Annotated in this window: 13 protein-coding genes; 2 read left to right on the top strand and 11 right to left on the bottom strand. The window is 74.1% G+C overall.

From position 1 onward, the window contains the following. Positions 1–101 precede the first annotated feature (101 nt). Positions 102–1,853, bottom strand: coding sequence for a (2,3-dihydroxybenzoyl)adenylate synthase (locus tag P696_RS0119530; RefSeq protein WP_245627725.1), 1,752 nt, complete (start codon positions 1,851–1,853; stop codon positions 102–104). Next, complete coding sequence (locus P696_RS0119525; protein WP_034485759.1) at positions 1,853–7,024, bottom strand: type I polyketide synthase; 5,172 nt, start codon at positions 7,022–7,024, stop codon at positions 1,853–1,855. The genes P696_RS0119530 and P696_RS0119525 overlap by 1 nt, the downstream gene beginning before the upstream one ends. Before the next feature lie 187 nt (positions 7,025–7,211). On the opposite strand from P696_RS0119525, the gene P696_RS0119520 reads away from it, so the two are divergent. Continuing rightward, a complete protein-coding gene (locus P696_RS0119520; RefSeq protein ID WP_170026520.1) occupies positions 7,212–8,864 on the top strand; it encodes an FAD-dependent monooxygenase in 1,653 nt (550 codons plus the stop codon). Between the two features lie 63 nt (positions 8,865–8,927). On the opposite strand, the gene P696_RS0119515 is transcribed toward P696_RS0119520, so the two are convergent. The 9 genes from P696_RS0119515 to P696_RS0119475 all read right to left on the bottom strand — a co-directional run bounded on the left by P696_RS0119515 (position 8,928) and on the right by P696_RS0119475 (position 18,494). Beyond that, entirely contained in the window at positions 8,928–9,890 is a 963-nt protein-coding gene (locus tag P696_RS0119515) for a quinone oxidoreductase family protein (protein WP_026413639.1), read from the bottom strand. 1 nt (position 9,891) lies between these two features. Beyond that, a complete protein-coding gene (locus P696_RS0119510) occupies positions 9,892–10,158 on the bottom strand; it encodes a MoaD/ThiS family protein (RefSeq protein WP_211245800.1) in 267 nt (88 codons plus the stop codon). A gap of 39 nt (positions 10,159–10,197) precedes the next feature. Beyond that, positions 10,198–11,058: a formylglycine-generating enzyme family protein gene (locus tag P696_RS0119505; RefSeq protein WP_245627736.1), complete on the bottom strand. Its 861-nt coding sequence runs from the start codon at positions 11,056–11,058 to the stop codon at positions 10,198–10,200. Positions 11,059–11,127: 69 nt separating this feature from the next. Continuing rightward, on the bottom strand, positions 11,128–12,111 hold the full coding sequence (locus tag P696_RS0119500; RefSeq protein WP_026413636.1) for an NAD-dependent epimerase/dehydratase family protein: 984 nt from the start codon (positions 12,109–12,111) through the stop codon (positions 11,128–11,130). Further along, entirely contained in the window at positions 12,108–13,439 is a 1,332-nt protein-coding gene (locus P696_RS0119495) for a nucleotide sugar dehydrogenase (RefSeq protein WP_026413635.1), read from the bottom strand. The genes P696_RS0119500 and P696_RS0119495 overlap by 4 nt, the downstream gene beginning before the upstream one ends. Before the next feature lie 8 nt (positions 13,440–13,447). Further along, positions 13,448–14,758, bottom strand: coding sequence for a cytochrome P450 (locus P696_RS0119490; RefSeq protein WP_084337793.1), 1,311 nt, complete (start codon positions 14,756–14,758; stop codon positions 13,448–13,450). Between the two features lie 19 nt (positions 14,759–14,777). Beyond that, positions 14,778–15,872 (bottom strand): glycoside hydrolase family 113 protein, encoded by a 1,095-nt coding sequence (locus P696_RS0119485; RefSeq protein WP_026413633.1) that lies wholly within the window; start codon positions 15,870–15,872, stop codon positions 14,778–14,780. A gap of 19 nt (positions 15,873–15,891) precedes the next feature. Then, the gene (locus P696_RS0119480) at positions 15,892–17,259 is read right to left on the bottom strand and encodes a condensation domain-containing protein (RefSeq protein ID WP_034485755.1); all 1,368 of its coding nucleotides are present in this window, start codon (positions 17,257–17,259) and stop codon (positions 15,892–15,894) included. Positions 17,260–17,273: 14 nt separating this feature from the next. After that, on the bottom strand, positions 17,274–18,494 hold the full coding sequence (locus P696_RS0119475) for a cytochrome P450 (RefSeq protein ID WP_034485753.1): 1,221 nt from the start codon (positions 18,492–18,494) through the stop codon (positions 17,274–17,276). Positions 18,495–19,270: 776 nt separating this feature from the next. Between P696_RS0119475 and P696_RS0119470 the strand changes: the two genes are divergently transcribed. Next, the gene (locus tag P696_RS0119470; protein WP_051467920.1) at positions 19,271–20,062 is read left to right on the top strand and encodes a helix-turn-helix domain-containing protein; all 792 of its coding nucleotides are present in this window, start codon (positions 19,271–19,273) and stop codon (positions 20,060–20,062) included. The last annotated feature ends 35 nt before the right edge of the window (positions 20,063–20,097 follow it).

Genomic DNA, 20,097 nt, shown 5'->3' with positions numbered 1-20,097 from the left:
TCCTCCCGGGGATCCCTCCCTCCCCGGGAGGCCTGCTCTTTCGATCGGTCCTGGTCGCTTCGGCGGCTCCGGTGTCCGCCGTTTCGGTGGCGCTTCGTGGGCTACGCGGCGGTTCCCTGGTCGCCGGGACGGTCGTCCGGACGGTCCAGGAGGACGCGCAGGGCGTTCTTGTCGGGCTTGCCCAGCGGCGTGTGCGGCAGGTCGGCGAGGACCTCCAGCCGGTCCGGGTGCTTGAACCCGGCGATCCCCCGGGTGGTCAGGGCGGCGCGGACGCCCGCCAGGGTCAGCGAGTGGCCCGGGTGGAGGCGGACGACCAGGCACACCCGTTCGCCGAGCGCCGGATCGGGGAGCCCGAGGACGGCGGCCTCGGCCACCGCCGGGATCTCCTGCACGAGCACCTCGACCTCGCCCGGCGCGATCTTCTCGCCGCCCCGGTTGACGAGGTCCTTGACCCGGCCGCAGACCACGACCATGCCCTCCGGGGTGATCCGGACGAGGTCGCCGGTGCGGTACCAGCCGTCCGGGGTGAAGGAGACGGCGTTCTGCTCCGGGGCCGCGTAGTACCCGCGCGGCGTGTAGGGCCCGCGGGTCAGCAGCTCGCCGACGCCGCCCGGCGGCACCGGGGTCCCGTCCCGTCCGACGACCTTGAGCTCGTCGTACGGGCTGATGGGAGCGCCCTGGGCCGTGTGCGCGACGTCGCCCGGCGCGTCGACCGGCATGCAGCAGATCAGGCCCTCGGCCATGCCGTACATCTGCTGCAGGCCGCAGCCGAGCGCGGGCCCGATTTCGGCGGCGACCTCGGGCGAGAGCATGGACCCGCCCACCTGGACGTACCGGAGGCTGGACAGGTCGCGTCCGCTGCCCGCCGCCTCCTCCATCCAGCGCAGCGCGATCGCCGGGGTGGCCGAGGTGACCGTCACCCGCTCCCTCTCGATCGCCTCGAACACCGCCGCGGGCCTCGGCGAGGGCAGCAGGACGACCCGCCCGCCCGCCATCAGCGTGCCGAGGATGCCCGGGTTGGCCAGCGGGAAGTTGTGCCCCGCGGGCAGGACGGCGAGGTACACGGTGTCCTCGCCGACCCGGCAGATCTCGGTGATGCGGCGGATGTTGTACTCGTAGTCGTCGTGCGTCCGGCTGATCAGCTTGGGCAGGCCGGTCGTCCCGCCGGACAGCAGGAACAGCGCGGGCTCGGACGGCGCGGGGGCCCGCGCGTCCAGCCGGGCCCGGCGCTCGGCCTCGCCGCCCCGCCCGTCCATGAGCGGCCGGAGCCCGACGCTTCCCGGACCGGCCGGGGCCCCCGCCGTCAGCACCAGCGGCGGCGAGGACAGCCGCCCCGCGACCCGGTGCGCGAGCGCCTCGTGGTCGAAGTCGCGCCACCGGGACGGCACGAACAGGGCCTTCGCCCGGACGTGCTCGGCGATCGAGGTCAGCTCGTACTCGCGGTGCGGCAGCAGCATCATGACCGGGACGAGTCCCAGCCGGAAGCAGGCCATCGCCACGACGACGAACTCCCACGAGTTCGGCAGCTGCACGAGCACGCGGTCGCCCCGCGCGAGCCCGAGACCGGCCAGCCCCTCCGCCAGCCGGTCCGCGCGCTCGGCCACCTCGCGGTGGGTCAGCCGGACGCCGCCGTCGACCACGGCGGTCGCGTCCGGCAGGCGGTCGGCCGTGTCCCACAGGTAGGCGCCCAGGGGGCGTCCGCGCCAGCATCCCGCCTCGCGGTAGGACGCGGCCACGTCGGCGGGCCAGGGAACCATCGGCTCGTACATCACTGCGTCCCTTCCGGCGTCACCGCGCACCTTCGCGCCCGCCCGAGCGCCCGCCCGCGCGCCTTCGACCTCGCCGCGCGGCATCACTGCGTTCCTTCCGGAGCCGGGCCGAGGAGTTCGGCCAGGAGTCCCGCGACGGCGTCGACCGTCGGCCGGTCCCAGAAGAGGGTCGCGGGCAGCGGGACCCGGAACCGGCGTTCGATCCCGCGCCTGATCCGTACGGTCATGACCGAGTCGACCCCCATCTCCGCCACCGGCCGGGCGGCGTCCACGTCGGCGGCCGACAGGCGCGTCTCCTCCGCGACCTGCCGCCGCACCTCCTCGACCAGGAACGCGTGCAGCGCGTCCGGGTCCAGCCCGCGCCAGGGCTCCTCGCCCGCGGACGGCCCGGACGGTTCGGGCGGCGCGTCGTGCAGCTCGCTCAGCAGCGGCGGCCTGAGGTCGCCCGGCCCGAGCGGGACGGTCCGGAGCACGGCCGCGTAGGACAGCGCGTGCCGGTCCGCGAGCCACCACGCGCTGAACGCCTCGGTGGCGCTGATGTCGGAGGTGCCGCGGGCGGCGAGCTCGGCGTCGATGACGGCCGACGAGGTGGACATGCCCATGCCCCGCCAGGACGTCCAGCCGAGGCTGGTCGTGGCGGTGTCCCCGGCGGCCCGGCGGTGCGCGGCGAGCGCGTCGAGGAAGGCGTTGCCCGCGGCGTAGGCGGCCTGTCCCGGCAGGCCGAGGAGCTGCCCGCACGAGGAGAACAGGACGAAGTGGTCGAGCGTCCCGGGCGGGAACAGCTCGTGCAGGACGAGCGCCCCCTTCACCTTGGGCCGCATGACGGTGCGCAGCGACTCCTCGTCGAGCGTCCGGAGCGTGCGGTCGTCCAGCACGCCCGCCGCGTGCACGACCCCGCGGATCGGCGGCAGGCCGAGCGCGGCGGGCGACAGCAGCTTCCGCGCGGCCTCGGCGTCGGCGATGTCGAGGGCGACGGTGGCGACGGTGACGCCGAGGCGTTCCATCTCGCGGATCGCCTCGACGCGCGCGACCTCGGCGGGGTCGGTCAGGTCCGTCCAGGTGTCGCGGGGCGGCAGCGAGCGCCGTCCGACCAGGACGAGCCGCCGCGCGCCCCGGTCGGCCAGCCACCGGGCGACCTCCAGGCCGAGCGTGCCGAGCCCGCCGGTGATCAGGTACGTGCCGTCCGGGCGGCAGCTCAGCGGCGGCCGGACGGGGTCGCCCTCCAGCAGCGTCAGCCGGGCGACCGACGGTTCGCCGTCGCGGACCACGACGACGTCGTCGTCGCCGGGCGCCGCCGCGACGATCTCCACCAGGGCCGGGACGTCCCGGGGCGAGCCGCCGATGTCCACGACGCCGCCCCAGAACTCCGGATGCTCGCCGCCGATGATCCGGCCGAGCCCCCACAGGGCGCTGTGGCCGAGCGAGCGCTCCTCGTCGCACTCCCTGACCCCCTGCGTCGCGCACCACAGGCGGGCGGGCGCGGCCAGGCCGGAGTCGGCGAGCCGCCGCGCCGTCCGGGCCAGCAGCCAGGCGGCGTCGACCGCCGACTCGTCCGGGTCGGAGGACGGTCCGAGCGGCGGGACGACCACGACCGTGTGCCCGCCCGCGAGTTCGGGTTCCCGCAGGTCGTCGGGGGTGGCCGCCACCCGGAAGGGGACGTTCGCCGCGCCCAGCCGCTCGCTGATCCGGCCGAGCAGCGCGGTGTCGGGGCCGACGAGGACCACCCGCGTCCGCCCGGCGGCCTCGGGCAGGGGCAGCGGTCGCCAGACGAGCTCGTGGACCAGGCGGCGCGGGCTGGTCAGGACGGCGGTGTCGCCCTCCAGCACGCCGTAGCGCAGCCGGTCGAGCCGTCCGACCACCGTGCCGCCGAGGTCGCGGATCTCGACGTCGACCGTGTCCTCGCCCGTCACCCGGACGACGACCAGGGCCCGCGCGGGACTCGGCCCGTCGAGCGCGACCCGGTGGACGTGCGCGGGCATCCGCAGGACGGGGTCGCCGGCGAAGGCCACCGAGGCGGCCGACAGCGCCGCGTCGAGCAGCGGAGCCCAGGTGGACGGCGCGTCCTCGCCGTCCCCGACCTGGACGGTCACGGTGAGCAGCCCGTCGTCCCGCCGGACGCGCGGCAGCTCCCAGTGGAACCCCATCGCCGCCACGCCCAGCGTGGCGAGCCGGTCGACCACGTACGCGGGCGGCAGCTCCTCCCCGGGTTCGGGCGCGGGCCCGGCCTCGGGAAGCGGCTCGGAGCGGGTCTCGACGGTGGCCGTGGTGTGGGTGACCCAGGCCCGGTCGTCCGGGGTGCTGTCGACGATCCGCGACGACAGCCGGAGCATCCCGTCCTGGAGGACGATCTGCACCTCGCGGGGCCGGGTGACGGTGACGGGCACGTGCAGCGCGACGCCGGTCAGGTCCGGGCGCGCGCCCCCGGACGACGCGGCGGTGAGGAAGGTGTTGAGCAGCACCGCGGCGGGGATGATCTCGACCTCGCGGACCGGGTGGTCGCCGGGGTACGGCCGCGTCTCGCGGTCCAGCGAGGTCAGCCAGACCGTGGCGGGCGTGGAGCCGTGGATGCCGGTGCGTCCGCCGAGCAGGGTGTGGCCGCGCGGGTCGTGCCGCTCGACCACCGGCGTGACACCGGCGGTCGTGTCCTCGACCCAGTACGGGCGGTGGCGCCACGGCGCCGGAGGCAGGTCGGCCGGACGGCCCTCGGGCCACAGCGCCGTCCAGTCGACCTCCGCGCCGTTGCAGTACAGGACGGCGAGGTTCTCCAGCAGGATGCTCCGCTCGGGACGGCCGCGCCGCATGGTGTGGGCCGTGCAGAGGCCGTCCGTCCCGTCCAGGGTCTCAAGGACGGAGTGCTCCACGACCGGGTGCGGCGCGACCTCCAGGAACATCCGGTACCCGTCCTCGCCCGCGGCGGCCACGGCCTGCGCGAACCGGACGGTGCCGCGCAGGTTGGCGGCCCAGTAGGCGCCGTCGCGCGGCGCGTCGGAGCGGGGGTCCTCCAGGGCGGTCGAGTACAGCGGGATCTCCGGCGGGCGCGGCGTCAGGTCGGACGCCGCCGCCGCGAGGTCGGCCAGCAGGGGGTCCATGAACGGGCTGTGGAAGGCGACGTCGGAGTCGACCTCGCGGACGGCCACGCCGTCCCCCCGCAGGCGCCCGGCCAGCGCGGCCACCGCCTCCGGGTCCCCGGACACGACGGTCGAGCGGGGCGCCGCCGCGACGGCGACGGCCAGGTCCGGCCGGTCGCCGAGCAGCTCCTCCACGTCCCCGGGCGGCAGCGCGACCATGATCATGGCGCCCTTCCCGGCCACCCGGCGCAGCAGCAGCGAGCGGCGGCAGACCAGCCGCGCGCCCTGCTCGGCCGTGAGGACCCCGGCGGTGACGGCGGCGGCGATCTCGCCCACCGAGTGCCCGACGACCGCGTCCGGACGGAGCCCGGCCGCCCGGCAGGACGCGGCCAGCGAGACCTGCACGGCGAAGATCATCGGCTGTGCGACGTCCACCGGCAGCGGTAGCGCCCGCTCGACGACCTCGGTCGGGGCGAAGCCGATCTCCTCCTGGAAGACGGGGTCGAGGGCGCGCATGACCTCGGCGAAGGCCGGGTCGTTCGCCAGGGACCACGCGGCCATGCCCAGCCACTGCGAGCCGTGGCCGGAGAACACCCACACGAGGCCCCGCCCGGGGGATCCGGCGGTCCCGGTGATGGCGGGCGCGCGCAGGCCCTCGGCGAGGTCGGCGCGGCCGGACGCGACCACGGCCGCCCGGTGCGCGAGGTGGGTGCGGCGGACGGCGAGGGTGTGGCCGAGGTCGCGGAGCGACGTCGGCGACCCGCTCTCGACGTGCTCGGCGAGCTCCGCCGTGCGGCGTTCCAGCGTCTCGGCCGACGCGGCCGAGACGGGCAGCACCCGCAGTTCCCCGGCGTCGGTAGCGGTGTCGGTGTCGTCGGCCGCGTCGGGCTGCTCGCCTGCTTCCTCGAGGATGACGTGCGCGATCGTGCCGCCGTATCCGTAGCCCGAGACGCCCGCGCGCCGGGGTCCGTCCTCGGACGGCCAGGGCGTCGGCTCGTCCACGACCCGCAGCCCGGCGGTGTCCCAGGGGATGGCCGGGTTGGGGTCGGAGAACCCGGGGTTCGGCGGGATCTCACGATGGCGGAGCGCCAGGACGGCCTTGATCAGGCCCGCCATGCCCGCGCCCGCCTCCAGGTGGCCGACGTTGGCCTTGGCCGACCCGATGAGCAGGGGCCGCCCGTCCGGACGGCCCGCGCCGAAGACCTCGGCGAGCGCCGACGCCTCCAGGGGGTCCCCGACGCGGGTGCCGGTGCCGTGGGCCTCCACGAAGCCGACCGAGGCGGGGTCGACGCCCGCGTTCGCGTACGTCCGGCGCAGCAGGTGCGCCTGGGCCGCCGCGTCGGGGGCCATGATGCCGTTCGTCCGGCCGTCCTGGTGGACGGCGCTGCCGCGGATGACGGCGAGGATCCGGTCGCCGTCGCGCTCGGCGTCACTCAGCCGCTTGAGGACGACGACGCCGCCGCCCTCGCCCCGGCCGTAGCCGTCGGCGTTCGCCTGGAAGGACTTGCTGCGCCCGTCCGGGGAGATCGCGCCCGCCGCGTCCAGGACCCGTGACAGGCCCGGCGCGGCGACCACCAGGACGCCGCCGGCGAGCGCGACCGGGCATTCGCCCGCGCGCAGCGCCTGCGCCGCCAGGTGCACCGCCACCAGCGAGGACGAGCAGGCGGTGTCGATCGCCATGCTCGAACCGCGCAGGTCGAGCACGTGGGAGACGCGGTTGGCGACGGCGCAGTACGCGCCGCCGATGCCCGACCATGCCTCGATGTTCGGCAGGTCCTCCAGGAGGCGGCGGCCGTAGTCGTCCGAGCCCACCCCCATGAAGACGCCGGTGTCGGTGCCCGCCAGGGAGTGCGGCGGGACGCCCGCGTGCTCCAGCGCCTCCCAGGACAGTTCCAGGATGATCCGCTGCTGGGGGTCCATCAGGGCCGCCTCGCGGGGCGTGATGCCGAAGAAGTCGGCGTCGAAGCCCGACACGTCGTCGAGGTAGGACCCCCGTCCGGGGGTGTCCCGGACCGCGGCGGCGTGGTCCGGGCCCTGGGCGGCGTACCAGTCCCAGCGTCCTTCGGGGAGGTCTCCGGCGGTGGTCCCGCCCTCGCGGAGGAGCGTCCAGAACCCGTCGGGCGAGCTCACCCCTCCCGCGAGGCGACAGGCCATCCCGATGATGGCGACGGGTTCGCGTGAGTCCATCAGCCGACAGCCTTTCCGGACGCTCTCCGGGTGGGCCCGGGGGCGGCCTGAGCACGTACCGATAGGGGACGATCCCCATGGTCAGTCGGCGGTTCGGCCCCGGCACCTCGAGAAGTGCGGTGCTCCGGCGGTTCCGGTCTCCGCGCACGGTACGGATCATTGGGCGGGAGACGACACGGGAGGCGACATGGGAGCGGGCGGAGACGCCATGCCCGGACGTGCCGGGCCGGACGTGCGGCGGGTGGCGATCGTGGGAGCCGGGCCCGCGGGGCTCTTCGCGGCGCGGATGGCGGGCCTGCTGCTGCCCGGCGCCGAGGTCGAGGTGCACGAGCGCGGCGCGCCGGGGGAGGCGTCCGGCTTCGGCGTCACCCTCTCCGCGCGGACGCTCGGCGGGATCGGCGAGGCCGACCCGGACACGCACCGGCGGATCGTCGCGGCGAGCAGGCCCCTGTCGGGCATCGAGATCGTGCTGCCCGGGGCCAGGCTGCGCTACGACGGTTTCGAGGTTGCGAGCATCTCCCGGCACACGCTGCTGGCGATCCTGCGGGAGCAGGCCGAGGCGGTCGGCGCGCGCATCCGCTACGGCGACGCCGTGGCGCCGGACGCGCTGCCCGACGCGGACGTCGTCGTGCTCGCGGACGGCGCGTCCTCCGCCTGCCGGGCCGTCCGCGCGGACGGGTTCGGGACCACGACCCTGACCGGGACGGCGCGCTTCGTGTGGCTGGGCACGGACGCGCCCTTCGGGGACCGCACGTCCTTCGCCTTCGTCCGGACCCCGCACGGCCCGATGGCGGCGCACTGCTACCCGCACGCCGACGCGGGCGGCACGGTGGTGGCGGAGATGGACGAGGCGACCTGGCGCGCGGCCGGGTTCGGCGACACCGGCGGGGACGCGGGTGAGGGCGGGGCGTCCGGGCCGCTCGGCGACGACGCGCTCGGGAGGCTCAGCGAGGTGTTCGCCGAGCACCTGAACGGCCGGAAGCTGGTCGGCGACCGGGCCCGGTGGAGCCGCTTCACCGTGGTCACCAACCGGCGCTGGTCGGACGGGAACACGGTGCTGCTGGGCGACGCCGCGCACACCGCGCACTTCACGGTCGGGTCGGGGACGAAACTGGCGCTGGAGGACGCGATCGCGCTGGCCTCGGCGCTCGCCGCGCATCCGGACCGGACGGAGGCGTTCGCCGCCTACGAGCGGGCGCGGCGCGGTCCCGTGGAGCGCACCCAGCGGCTCGCGTTCCCGAGCATGCGCTGGTGGGAGAGCTTCGGACGGCGGCTCGACCTGCCTCCGGAGGAGTTCGGCCTGCACTTCCTGACGCGCACGGCGGCCATGACCCACGCCGCGCTGCGCCGCCGCTGCCCGGACCGCCTCGCCGAAGCGGAGGCGGCCTACCGCCGCGCGGCGGGCGACGACCGTCCGGGGGACGCTCGTCCAGGACACGCCCGGCACGCCGTGGACACGCCCCTCCGCCTCGGCTCGACCACCCTCCCGGACCGCGTCGTCCCCCTGCCCGCGACGGGACCGCGCCTGCACGAGCTGTGGTGCCCCGAGGACCCGGACTGGAGCGAGAACGACGTCCCCGCGTCCCTCCCGGACGCCGACGCCGACGCCGACGGGATCCTGGTCAGGACGCAGGGACCTGCCTGGGAGCGGTGGCACGAGACGGTCCGGTACGCGGCCGCGATCCGGGCCGCGCATCGGCTGCCGGTCGCGGTGCAGGTGCCCGCCGACTGGCGGGAAGGCCCCGGCCTGGACGCCGACGAGGACACCTGGTCCGCCCGCATCCACCTCGCCCTCCTCGCGGGCCGGATCGACCTGATCGCCGTCACCGCCGGACTGTGACCGCCTGACGAGCACACCGCCTGGCCCTGAGGGCCAGGCGGTGTGCTCATCAGAGGGTGGGTGTCAGGGGACGAGGAGCACCTTGCCCGCCGCTTCGCGCGACTCGACGGCGCGGTGCGCGGCGGCGGCGTCCGTGAGCGGGTGGACGCCGTGGATCCGCGGACGCAGCGTGCCCTCGCCCACCATCCCGAGGACGGCGGCGGCGCGGCGGCGCGCCAGGTCCGGGGTGGGGTCGTACCGTCCGAGCGAGGGCTTGGTGAGGAACAGCGTGCCCCGGAGCGCGCCGAGGTCCACCGGCTCCACGGGCCCGCCGGTCTGCCCGTACGACACGAAGGTGCCGCGCGGGCGCAGGCAGGCCAGGCCCTGCTCGAAGGTGTCGCGGCCGACGGCGTCGTAGACCACGTCCACGCCCCGTCCGCCGGTGAGCTCCAGGACGCGGTCGGCGAACCGGCCGTCGGAGTAGTCGATGACGTGGTCGGCGCCCGACTCCCCGGCCGCCTTCGCCTTGGCCGGGGAGGACGCCGTGCCGATCACCCGCGCTCCGCGCCGGACGGCGAGCTGGCAGAGCAGCCCGCCCACCCCGCCGCCCGCCGCGTGCACGAGGCAGGTGTCGCCCTCCACCGGCAGGAAGACGTCGGTCGCGAGCATGTGCGCGGTCATCCCGTGAAGGAGCGCGGCGACGGCGTCCTCGTCCGCGATGCCGTCCGGAAGGGGGACCAGGCGCTCGGCCGCGACGGTGCAGTGCGTGGCGTAGGAGGCCGAGGGCACGGCCCACGCGACGCGGAGGCCCGGGCGCACGTCCGTGACGCCCGGGCCGGTGCGCACGACCACGCCCGCGCCCTCCATGCCCGGGGTGAAGGGGAGCGTGACGCGGTAGGCGCCCGACCGCTGGAAGAGGTCGACGACGTTGACCCCGGCGGCCGTCACCCGCACCAGGACCTCGCCGGCGCCCGGCTCGGGCTCGGCGGCCTCGGCGACGCGCAGGACGTCCGGCGGGCCCTGCCGTTCCAGGACGACCCGCCGCACCTCAGCCTCCCGCCATCGGCGCGAGGATGGTGACCGTGCTCCCGGCCGCGACGACCGCGGCGTCCCGTTGGCGCCGGGGGACCAGCTCGTCGTCCACGACCAGGTTGACGTGCAGCAGGGGCGCGCCGTCCGGGCCGAACAGGCGTCCCCTGATCCAGGGGTTGTCGTCGGCGAACCGCCGGACGACGTCGGGCAGCGGCCCCTCGGAGGCCTCGAAGGCGGTGCGGCCGTCGGGGCTCCACACCGAGGGGATCAGGATCCTGATCATCGTTTCCTCGTCTCGCGGTCGTGCGAACAGCGCTGGGGGTCAGGCGTCCTTCGCGCAGCGGAAGCCGTGCGCGAAGGACGACCATCCGGTCGGGTCGCCGTGCATGCGTTCGCTGCACCGGGTCTGGTGGCGGAAGTTCATCCAGGACCCCCCGCGGATGACCCGGTAGCGGCCCATGGCCGCCCGGACGCTGGGGTCGCACTCGGTGGAGTCGGAGTAGAGGTGGGAGAGCGTCGAGGTCCACTCGTAGACGTTGCCGCCCATGTCGGCGCAGCCGAAGGGGCTGTCGCCCTGCTTGGAGAAGGCCCCGACGGGGGTCGTGCGGGGGATCGGGCCGTCGGCGGCGCAGGCCGCCTCCCACCACGCCTTCCAGCCGCCGAGCGCGTTGAGCTCGCCCGCGTGGAACTCGGCGGTGTTGGCGTTGCGGACGTCCCACTCGTCGCCCCACGGCCAGATCCGGAACTCCGGGCCGCCGCGCGCCGCGAACTCCCACTCGGCCTCGGTCGGCAGGCGTTTGCCCGCCCACTCCGCGTAGCCCACGCAGTCCCGCCAGGAGACGTGCACGACCGGGTGGTCGGCCATGTCCGCGGACGAGGTGCCGGGGCCGCCGGGCGCGCGCCAGGACACGCCGTCCAGCTCCCGCCAGCCCCGCTCGGTGTAGACCAGGCCGAACCCGCGCTCCTCGGCGTCGGTGACGTGGCCGGTCGCGCCCGCGAACTCGGCGAACTCGGCGACCGTGACCGGGTGCCGGTCGATCCAGTACGGCTCGACGGTCACGGTGTGCGCGGGCGTCTCGTCGGCGAACCAGATGCGGGGGAGCGGCTGGTCGCTCGCCTCCAGCAGGTCCAGCACCCACGGGGGAGACCCCTGCTGGAACGTCCCTCCGGGGACGGGCACCATTTCCCCCACCGAACTCTCCCTTCCGGTCTCCACGTCTCCAGGTCCCCGCGTCCACACGTCCGGCGGCGGTCAGGCCGCGCCGCTGTCGGACTGCGCCAGCCACCACGGGTTGGCGCGGGCCCACTCGACGGTCTTGGCCAGGCCCTCCGCCAGCGTGGTGGAGCAGTCCCAGCCGAGGACCTTGCGCGCCTTGGTGTTGTCGGGGATGCGGCGCGGCAGGTCCTCGTAGGCCGAGCCGAGGGCGGTGGCCGTGTCCACCGGGACGGGCGCCGCGCTCCCGGTGAGGGACGCGATCAGCCGCACGGCCTCGGCGATGGTCGTCTCGGTCATGCTGCCGATGTTGAAGACGTCGCCGACGGCGTCCGGGTGCGTCCCCGCGAGGACGGTGCCCGCGACGACGTCGGCGACGTAGGTGAAGCAGCGGGTCTGCCGGCCCTGGTCGTACACCACCGGCGGCAGGTCGTTGAGCGCCCGGTGCAGGCTGCGGCTGACGAGGTAGGCGGGCCGCTGGCGCGGGCCGTACACGTTGAAGTAGCGGACCACGCTGGCGTCCAGCCCGTGAGTGCGGGCGAAGGCGAAGGTCAGGTGCTCCGAGAGCGCCTTGCTGGAGGAGTAGGTCCAGCGGTCGGCGGTGGTCGGTCCGAGGACCCGGTCGCCGTCCTCGCGCCAGGGGACGTCGGGGTTCTTGCCGAACACCTCGCTGGTGCTCGCCACCACGACCCGGGCCCCGGCCTTCGCCGAGAGCTCCAGGACGTTGCGGGTCCCGCCGAAGTTGACGTCGATGACCTCCAGCGGCTTGGCCAGGTACTGGTCCACCCCGACCATCGCCGCCAGGTGGTAGACGACGTCCACGCCGGGACGGACCGCCCTCGCCAGCGCCTCGGTGTCCCGCACGTCCCCGCGGACGTGCTCGACCAGGCCGCCCGCGCCGTCCGGCGGGGCCTCGGCCCCGTCGAAGACGGTCACCTCGTGGCCCCGGGCGAGCAGGCTCTCGACCAGGTGGCTTCCGACGAACCCCGAACCCCCGGTGACGACGACGCGCGACCCGCTCATCGGCCGATCCCCCGGTAGCGGTAGCCCAGCCCGCGCAGCATCGCGATCTTCTCCTTCGGGTAGTAGGCGCGCCCGTCCAGCACCAGGCACGACTCGGCGACGGGCAGCGCGGCGAAGTCGATGTCCTCGAACTCCTTGTGGAGGGCGAGGACCGCGACGCAGTCGGCGTCCCGCACGGTCTCGGTCAGGGAGTCGCCCGGACGCAGGCCGAACAGCGCCTCGGCCTGGTCGGGCTCCACCATCGGGTCGTAGGCGCGCAGCCGCACCCCGGCCGCGGCCAGCTCGTCGACCACGCCCTTCACCGGGGTCTCCCGCAGGTCGCCGGTGTTGTTCTTGAACGCCAGGCCGAGCACCGCGACGGTCGACGAGCGCGGTTCCAGGCCCCGCGCGGCGAGGTCCTCGAGGACGAGCCGCGCGGTGTAGGCCGGCATCTCGTCGTTGGACAGCCGTCCGACCTGGGGCGTGCGGACCTCCAGGCCGTGCCGCGCGGCGGTCTGCCAGACCATCCACGGGTCCTTGGTCAGGCAGGACCCGCCGACCCCGACGCTCGGCAGCAGGATGTTGACGCTGCCGTTGCCCTTCTTGATGGAGTTGGCCGCGGAGATCACGTCCAGCACGTCCACCTGGAACAGCGAGCAGAACCGGGCCAGCTCGTTGGCCAGCGCGATGTTCAGGTCGATCCACCAGTTGTCGGCCAGCTTGACGATCTCGGCGGCCTCCAGGGTGTCCTGCGGGATGGCCGGGACGTTCATCGACTCCTGCCAGAACGCCGCGGCCTTGGCGGTGCTGGCCTCGTCGAGCCCGCCGACCACGATCGGCAGGGCGCGCAGGTCGGCGAGCGCCGTGCCCTCGGCCAGCCGCTCGGGGCAGAAGGCCAGCGAGAAGTCGCGGCCGCCGGTGAGGCCGCCGCGCTCCAGCAGCGGCAGGACCAGGTCCCGGGTCGTCCCGGGCGGGACGGTGCTCTTGCAGATCACCAGCTGCCCGGGACGCAGGTGCCGGGACAGCTCCGTGCACGCCCCGCGCAGCTGGTCCTCGGCCAGCTTCAGCTCGTCGGTGACCGGGGTCCCGACGGTGATGACGATGACCTCGGCGTCCGCGACGGCCGCGTAGTCCGTCGTGGCGCGCAGGCGTCCCTCCGCGAGCGCGCGGCGCGCGGTCTCCGCGACGCCGGGCTCCCGGGAGCGGACCACGCCCTGGTCCAGGTCGGTGACCAGGGCGGCGGCGTTGTCGACGCCGACGACGTCGTATCCGGACTCGGCGAGCGCCGCGGCGACGCACAGGCCCACGTATCCGAGCCCGATCACCGCGATCGGTTGACGGTGCTGCATGACGCTCCTCACCAGGTGACCGGGAACGCCAGCAGCTTCTGCACGGTGGCGTCGTTGAAGGCCGGGATCTCGGCGACCGGGACGGCGGGTCGCAGGCCCGGGAGCCGCTCGGTCAGCGAGCGGAAGACGATCTCCAGTTCCAGCCGGGCCAGGTTGTGGCCGATGCAGCGGTGCAGCCCGTAGCCGAAGGCGAAGTGGTGGTCCGGCGGGCGGGTGACGTCGAACTCGCCCGGGTGGGACGTCACGCTGCGGTCCAGGTTGGCCGCGGCGAAGCTCACCAGCAGGCCGTCTCCCGCCTTCACGACCTGCCCGGCGACCTCGACGTCCTCGGTGGCGACCCGGGCCAGCTGCTCGACCAGCGAGGCGTGCCGGAGGATCTCGTCGACCGCCCCGGGGATCAGGTCCGGGTCGTTCCGCAGCGCCTCGTACTGCCCCGGGGTGTCGAGCAGGGCCAGCGTGCCGAGCGCGATGGCGCTGGTGGACGTCACGGTCCCGGCGACCAGGATCGCGAAGGCGAACTGGATCGCCTCGTCGACGGCCATGGCGCCGCCCGCCACCCGGTCGTCCAGCAGGTCGGCCAGCAGGCCCCCGCGCAGCGCGGACCGGCGCTCGCCGACCAGGCGGCTCAGGTAGCCCGACAGCTCCTCCATCGCCGCGTCCGCCCGGCCGGGGTCGAACAGGTCCCGGGCGGGCTTCTCGAAGTGCTCCCGCTCCTCGTACGGGACGCCGAGGAAGGCGCAGACCACCATCATCGGGATCGGCGCGGCGAAGGCGGGCATCAGGTCGGCGGGCGGGCCCTCGGCGAGCATCGCGTCGATCCGCTCGTCCACGATGCGCTGGATCTCCGGGCCGTGGACGGCGACCCGGCGGGCCGTGAAGTGCGGGATCAGCAGCTGCCGCTGGCGCGTGTGCTCGGGCGGGTCGACGCCGAACAGGGCTCCGGCGAAGCCGCCCTCCTCCTCCTTGGCCATCTCCCGGGTGCCGCGCATGTGCAGGTGGCGCTCGTCCAGCACCGGGTAGTCGGGGAAGTCCGACCTGCTGGACATGCGCTTGTCCGACAGCAGCGCGCGCACCTCGGCGGGGCCGGTGGCGAGCCAGGTCGTCCGCCCGTCGTACAGGCGGACGCGCTGCAGCGGCCCGGAGGCGTGCAGGCCCGCGGTGCCGTCGGGCGCGCGGTAGGGACACTCGCGCGTGAGCGGGTAGTCCGGCGGTTCGCCGGTGCTCACGGACTCGCCGGTGCTCACGGACTCGCCGGTGTTCGGGGACGCGCCGGTGTTCGGGGGTTCGGTGTTCACGGGGTCGACGGGCGAAGCCGCCATGGGATCCTCCTGGCGGATGTCAGCGCAGCGCTTCCTGGAAACCGACGTGGGCGTAGTGGTCCGCGATCGCGTGGAACGACTCCTTCGGCTCCAGCCGGTAGTCCGAGCCGGGGTCGGTGAAGTCGTCGCGGATGGTCTTGACGATGCACATGCTGGCGGTGTCGAGGTCCAGGCTCGGGTCGTCGGCGTGCGGGTGGGTCGGGTGCACCAGCTCCGACACCGTCACGCCCCTGACCCGGGCCTGCTCGAAGACGCCGAACATCTTCAGGTGGTAGGCGGCCTGGGCGCTCTCGTCCCGCGTGTGGTCGGGCAGGACGCGCGGGGGGTCGACGTGGCGGTCGACGATGTCGTAGAAGCGGAACGCCATCTCCTCCGCGCCCCGGTAGGTCGCGGTGCCGAACTCGGCGATGTCGACCGGCTTGCCCCACTCGTGGTAGCGCGCGATCTCGGCCACGTGCTCCGCCGCCGTGGGCAGGTGCACCGGAAGGTACTGGTACATCAGCCCGATGCTGTCGAAGAGCGACCAGTCGACGTCCTCGAACAGCGCGGCCGAGTAACTGAGCGGCCCCTGGAAGATCCCGCGGGCGGTCGCGGCGGCCCGTCCGAGGAAGTCGTTCAGGCGCGGCGCGGCCTCCTTGAAGTCGATCCGGCCGTCCGGCTCGAGGAGGTAGTGGTCGAGGTCGGCGTAGGCGTTGGCCATGCGCTGGTGGTAGGGCTCGCCGGGCGCGATGCCGGGGGTGAAGATCAGGTGGACGGCCCCGACGGTGAGCTCGACGTCCGCGCCGTCCGCGCGCAGCGACTCGGCCAGCCGCGCGCCCTCGGCGAGGTGGTCCAGGATCTCCTGCTGGGGGTGGTCGACCAGCCGCGGCTGCAACCGCACCCGCAGGTCCAGGTCGGCCGCGGCGCGCGCGGCGGCCTCCAGCCTGCCGTGGTCGCTGCCGTAGACGGTCAGGGCGTTGCAGTTCAGCTGGTCGGCGATGAGGGAGATCTCCTCCCTCATGTGCCGCTCGGTCCACACGAGGCGCGACAGGTCGCCCTGGCCCGTCGAGAAGTTCGTCCCGGTGTCGTAGGCCACGCCCCGGAGGGCCGCGCCCGCGGGTTCCCGCTCGGACATGCCGTTCTCCCTTCGCTGCTCAGATCCGGTCGAGACGCACGTCCGGGTCGGTGAGGACCCGGCTCAGCACCCGCTGGAAGCCGATGACCAGGTCGGTCATCGTGGTGTCGGTGAAGAGGTTGGTGAGGTGGCCCGCGCTCCCGACGATGCCGGGGGCGTTGAGCTCCAGGTTCCACAGCGCGCCGTCGGGCAGCGCGGAGCCGACCTGCTGCGGCAGCGTGCGCCGCCGCATCGCGGTCCAGCGGAGGTCGCCCACCGGCTGGTCGGCCATGATCAGCGGCGACTGGACGACCTGGAAGGCCAGGTCGGCGGCCCGGTCGGCGCTCGCGTCGGCCAGCAGGTCCGGCGCCTCGGCGAGGATGTCGTTGAACGGCAGCTCGTGCGTGTAGGCGTCCACGCAGGTGCGGCGGACCGCGTCCACGACGTCCCGGAACGTGCGGCACCCGGAGAGCGCCACCCGCAGCGGGATGAAGTTGTAGAACGACCCGACGGTGTCGAGCATCCGCGACTGCATCCGGCCCGGGGTGAAGGTCGGCGCGACGATGTCGTCGCGCTCGCTGAGATCGCGCAGCAGCAGGACGTAGGCGGCCAGCAGCACCATGAAGGGCGTGCCGCGCGTCGTCCGGGCCACGCGCAGCGTCCCGGTGCGGAAGGACTCGGGCAGCAGGAACCGCTGCCAGGCCGTGGTCGCGGGCAGGCCCGCGTCCCGCGAGTGGTCGGTGCGGATCGGCGTGAGCCGCGCGTCCCGCAGGTTGTCCCGCCAGAAGGCGCGCGCCTTGTCGGCCGCCGGGCCGCGCTCGTACTCCTGCTGCCAGGCCACGAACTCGCGGTACTGCCCCGGCGGGGGCAGCACCGCGGGACGGCCCTCCCGCCGCGCCGCGTAGAGCTCGGCCAGGTCCCGGACGACCAGCTGCATCGACCATCCGTCGACGGCCGTGTGGTGCGCGGTGAGCGCGAGGACCGCGTCCCGCTCGTCGAACCGGCCGAGGACGGCGCCGACGAGCGGCGTCCGGTCCATCCCGAACGGGGTGGCCTCGACCTCGTTGACCAGCTCCTCCGCCTGGAGGTCGCGCGAGCCCTCCCGCTGGGGGAGGTCGTGGACGTCCAGGTGCGGCGAGCTCGGGCCGGTCACCTCCTGGCAGGCGTCCTCGCCCTCGCGGACGAGCGAGGTGCGCAGCGACTCGTGCCGGACGACCAGGTCGTCCAGGGCGTCCTGGAGCGTGTCGACGTCCAGGGGGCCGGTGAGACGCCAGCCGCCCACGATCGTGTACCAGGGGCCGAACGGCCCGGAGTCCTCGCCGGAGTCGATGACCCGCAGGAACTCCTGCTGGAGGGAGAGCGGGAACCGGCCCGGCGGCGCGGCGACGCTTCCATGCTGGTGTGCCATGCCGATCCTCCGTGCTACCAGGTCACCGGGAAGGAGTAGAGACGCTGCAGCGTCCCGTCGTTGTTGTTGCTCTCCATCTCGGAGATCGGCACGGCGGGCCTCAGGTTCGGGAACCGCTGCACCAGCGTCCGGAACGAGATCTCCAGCTCCAGCCGCGCGAGGTTGTCGCCGGGGCAGCGGTGGATGCCGTGGCTGAAGGAGAAGCTCGGCCGGGCCGGGCGCCGGATGTCGAACGCGTCGGGGTTGGCCGCCCACGCCTCGTCGAAGTTGACGCCCGCGCAGCTGATGAGGATGCCCTCACCGGCGCGGATCGTCTCGCCGCCGATCTCGATGTCCTCGATCGCGACCCGGGCGAACGCCTCGACCAGCGACACGTAGCGCAGGATCTCCTCGACCGCGCCGGGGATCAGGTCGATGTCGGAGCGCAGGGCCTCCCACTGCCCGGGGGTGTCCAGCAGCGCCAGCGTGCCGAGGGAGATGACGTTGGTCGTGGTGTCGGTCCCGGCCACCAGCATCGACATCGCGATGTGGACCAGCTCGTCCCGGCCCAGCTCGCCCTCGTGCAGGTGCTTGGTGATCAGGTCGTCCAGCAGCCCGGTGCGGCCCTGGCCGGGGGCGGCCTCCTTGCGGCCGATCAGCCCGTCGAGGTACCGGCCGAGCTCCTCGGTCGCCTCCTCGGCGAGCTCGGGCACGAACAGCTTGTGCGCCGGGACCTCGAACTGCTCGTTCTCCTCGTAGGGGACGCCGAGCAGGAAGCTCATCACCATCGAGGGCACCGGCTGGGCGAACATCGTCACCAGGTCGGCCGGCTGGCCGTGCGCCTCCATCGCGTCCAGCTTCTCGTCCACGATCTGCTGGATGTCGGCGCGGAGCCGGGCGGTGCGGCGCAGGGTGAACGGCGGCATGATCATCTGCCGCTGCCGGGTGTGCTCGGGCGGGTCCACGCCGAACAGGACGTCCGCGTAGCCGCTGTCGACGACCTTCTCCATCTCCTTGTTCAGCAGCGGGTAGCCCGGCCCGCGGTTGCGGATGGAGACGCGGCGGTAGTCCGACAGGAGCGCGCGCGCCTCGGCGACTCCGGTCACCAGCCAGGCGGTGCGGTCGTTGTAGAGCCGGACCCGGGTGAGCGGTCCGGACGCCATCAGCGGGTCGTGCCCCGTGGACGGCCGGTAGGGACACTCCCGGGAGATCGGGTAGGTCGGCAGGCTCGCCAGTTCGGCGGGTGTCAGGGTCATGGTCGCTACCCCTTGCTCAGCGGCGGGAGGGCTTCCCCCGGAATCCTGGGCCGGGCCCGCCACCAGCGTCATCCTCCAGAATGCGGCCCGGCCGAGCGCCCTCGTCGCGCCCGTCGTGGCGCCCCACGCCGCGCCGCGGGCGGCCTCGGGCGGGGGCGTGTACGACATACGTGTCCCGGTCTGTCAAGGCCCCGCCAGCGGACTGTCACTCCAGGGCCAGAAGCTTTTAGTTTCCCGGAGAATGGCGATCTGGCGCGCTTGCGGAAAGGCGGAGACATCGATGTATCTTGTGATCGAAAAATGGCCTGAGGGAGTGCCCGTCACTACCGTGCCCTGGTCATGAATAACCCGTATATATCACACTGTAATATTACGATGTGATGTTACGAATAGTGAGGTGGCGATTACCGGTGTTCCCTGCCTCTGATTGCCGACCATTCTTCTCCTTCGCCGCCGACGCGCCCCGGCGGGGCATCGTCCGGTGGCGTTCGAATGCCGATGTCCCGCGGTCGAACACGTCCCCTGCCAGGGGTTTCACCCCTGTTCGCCGGGACGTGCCGAGCGGCGCGTCCGGCCCTCCGCCCTCGTAGGCGCACAGCGCCGACCGGCTCAGGCGGCCGGCCGGCGGCCCAGACCGTTCGGTTCCGGATACGGGTGCACCGCTGCCGTATTCATCGCATTGACCGCCCCGGGTTCCGGGTGTTCGTCGTGCGGCCAGTTCGAGTTCGCTTGATCTCCGAAGGGGGAGTGGTGTGGAAGACGCGCTGGAAAACGTGATGGATCCGCGCTGGGTCCAGGCAGGTGACGATCCGGTCAACGCCGCGCTGGAACAGGCCGTCGTCCGCGTTATCGAGACCATGCGGGAGAAACTTGGTGAGCGCTTGACCGTCGACGACATGGCCAGGGCGGCCATGTTCAGCAAGTTCCATTTCTCGCGGGTCTTCCAGCGGATCACCGGGGTGTCACCCGGGCGGTTCCTCTCGGCCATGCGGCTGCAGGAGGCCAAGCGCCTGCTGCTGACCACGTCGCTCAGCATCACCGAGATCACCTACCTGGTCGGGTACTCGAGCGTCGGCACGTTCAGCACCCGCTTCAAGGAGGCCGTCGGCCTCTCCCCGACCGAGTACCGCAGGCTGGACGGGTTCACCAGCACCATCCCCCGTGACCGCAGGCGCCGGGGGCCGGTCGCGCCGTGCGCGACGGTCGCGGGCCACGTGCGGCCACCCGAGGAGGGCTCGGTCGGCCCGGTCTTCATCGGCCTGTTCCCGGACTGGATCCCGCAGGGGGCGCCGGTCAGCTGCACCGTCCTGCGCAGTCCGGGGCCCTACGAGCTGGACCGGGTCCCGCCGGGCACCTGGCACGTCCTGGCCCACGCGATGCCGCCGGGCCTCGAGCGGGCCGTGGACCCCGGTGAGGAGCCGCTCATCGTCGGGGCCAACGGTCCCATCACCATCCGGTCCGGGACCGGCCTGCGCCGGGCCGACCTGCGCCTGCGGCCGATGCGGGTGCTGGACCCGCCCGTCCTGATGGCGCTGTACGACGTCCGCGTCGAGGCCCTGGACGGCTGATCCGCCGCCCGTTCCCCGGAAACCGCCACCGCTCC

The organism is Actinomadura oligospora ATCC 43269, assembly GCF_000518265.1.
Taxonomy (GTDB): domain Bacteria; phylum Actinomycetota; class Actinomycetes; order Streptosporangiales; family Streptosporangiaceae; genus Spirillospora; species Spirillospora oligospora.
The sequence above is the reverse complement of the archived record's forward strand: the minus strand, read 5'-3'. Positions and strand labels throughout refer to the sequence as shown.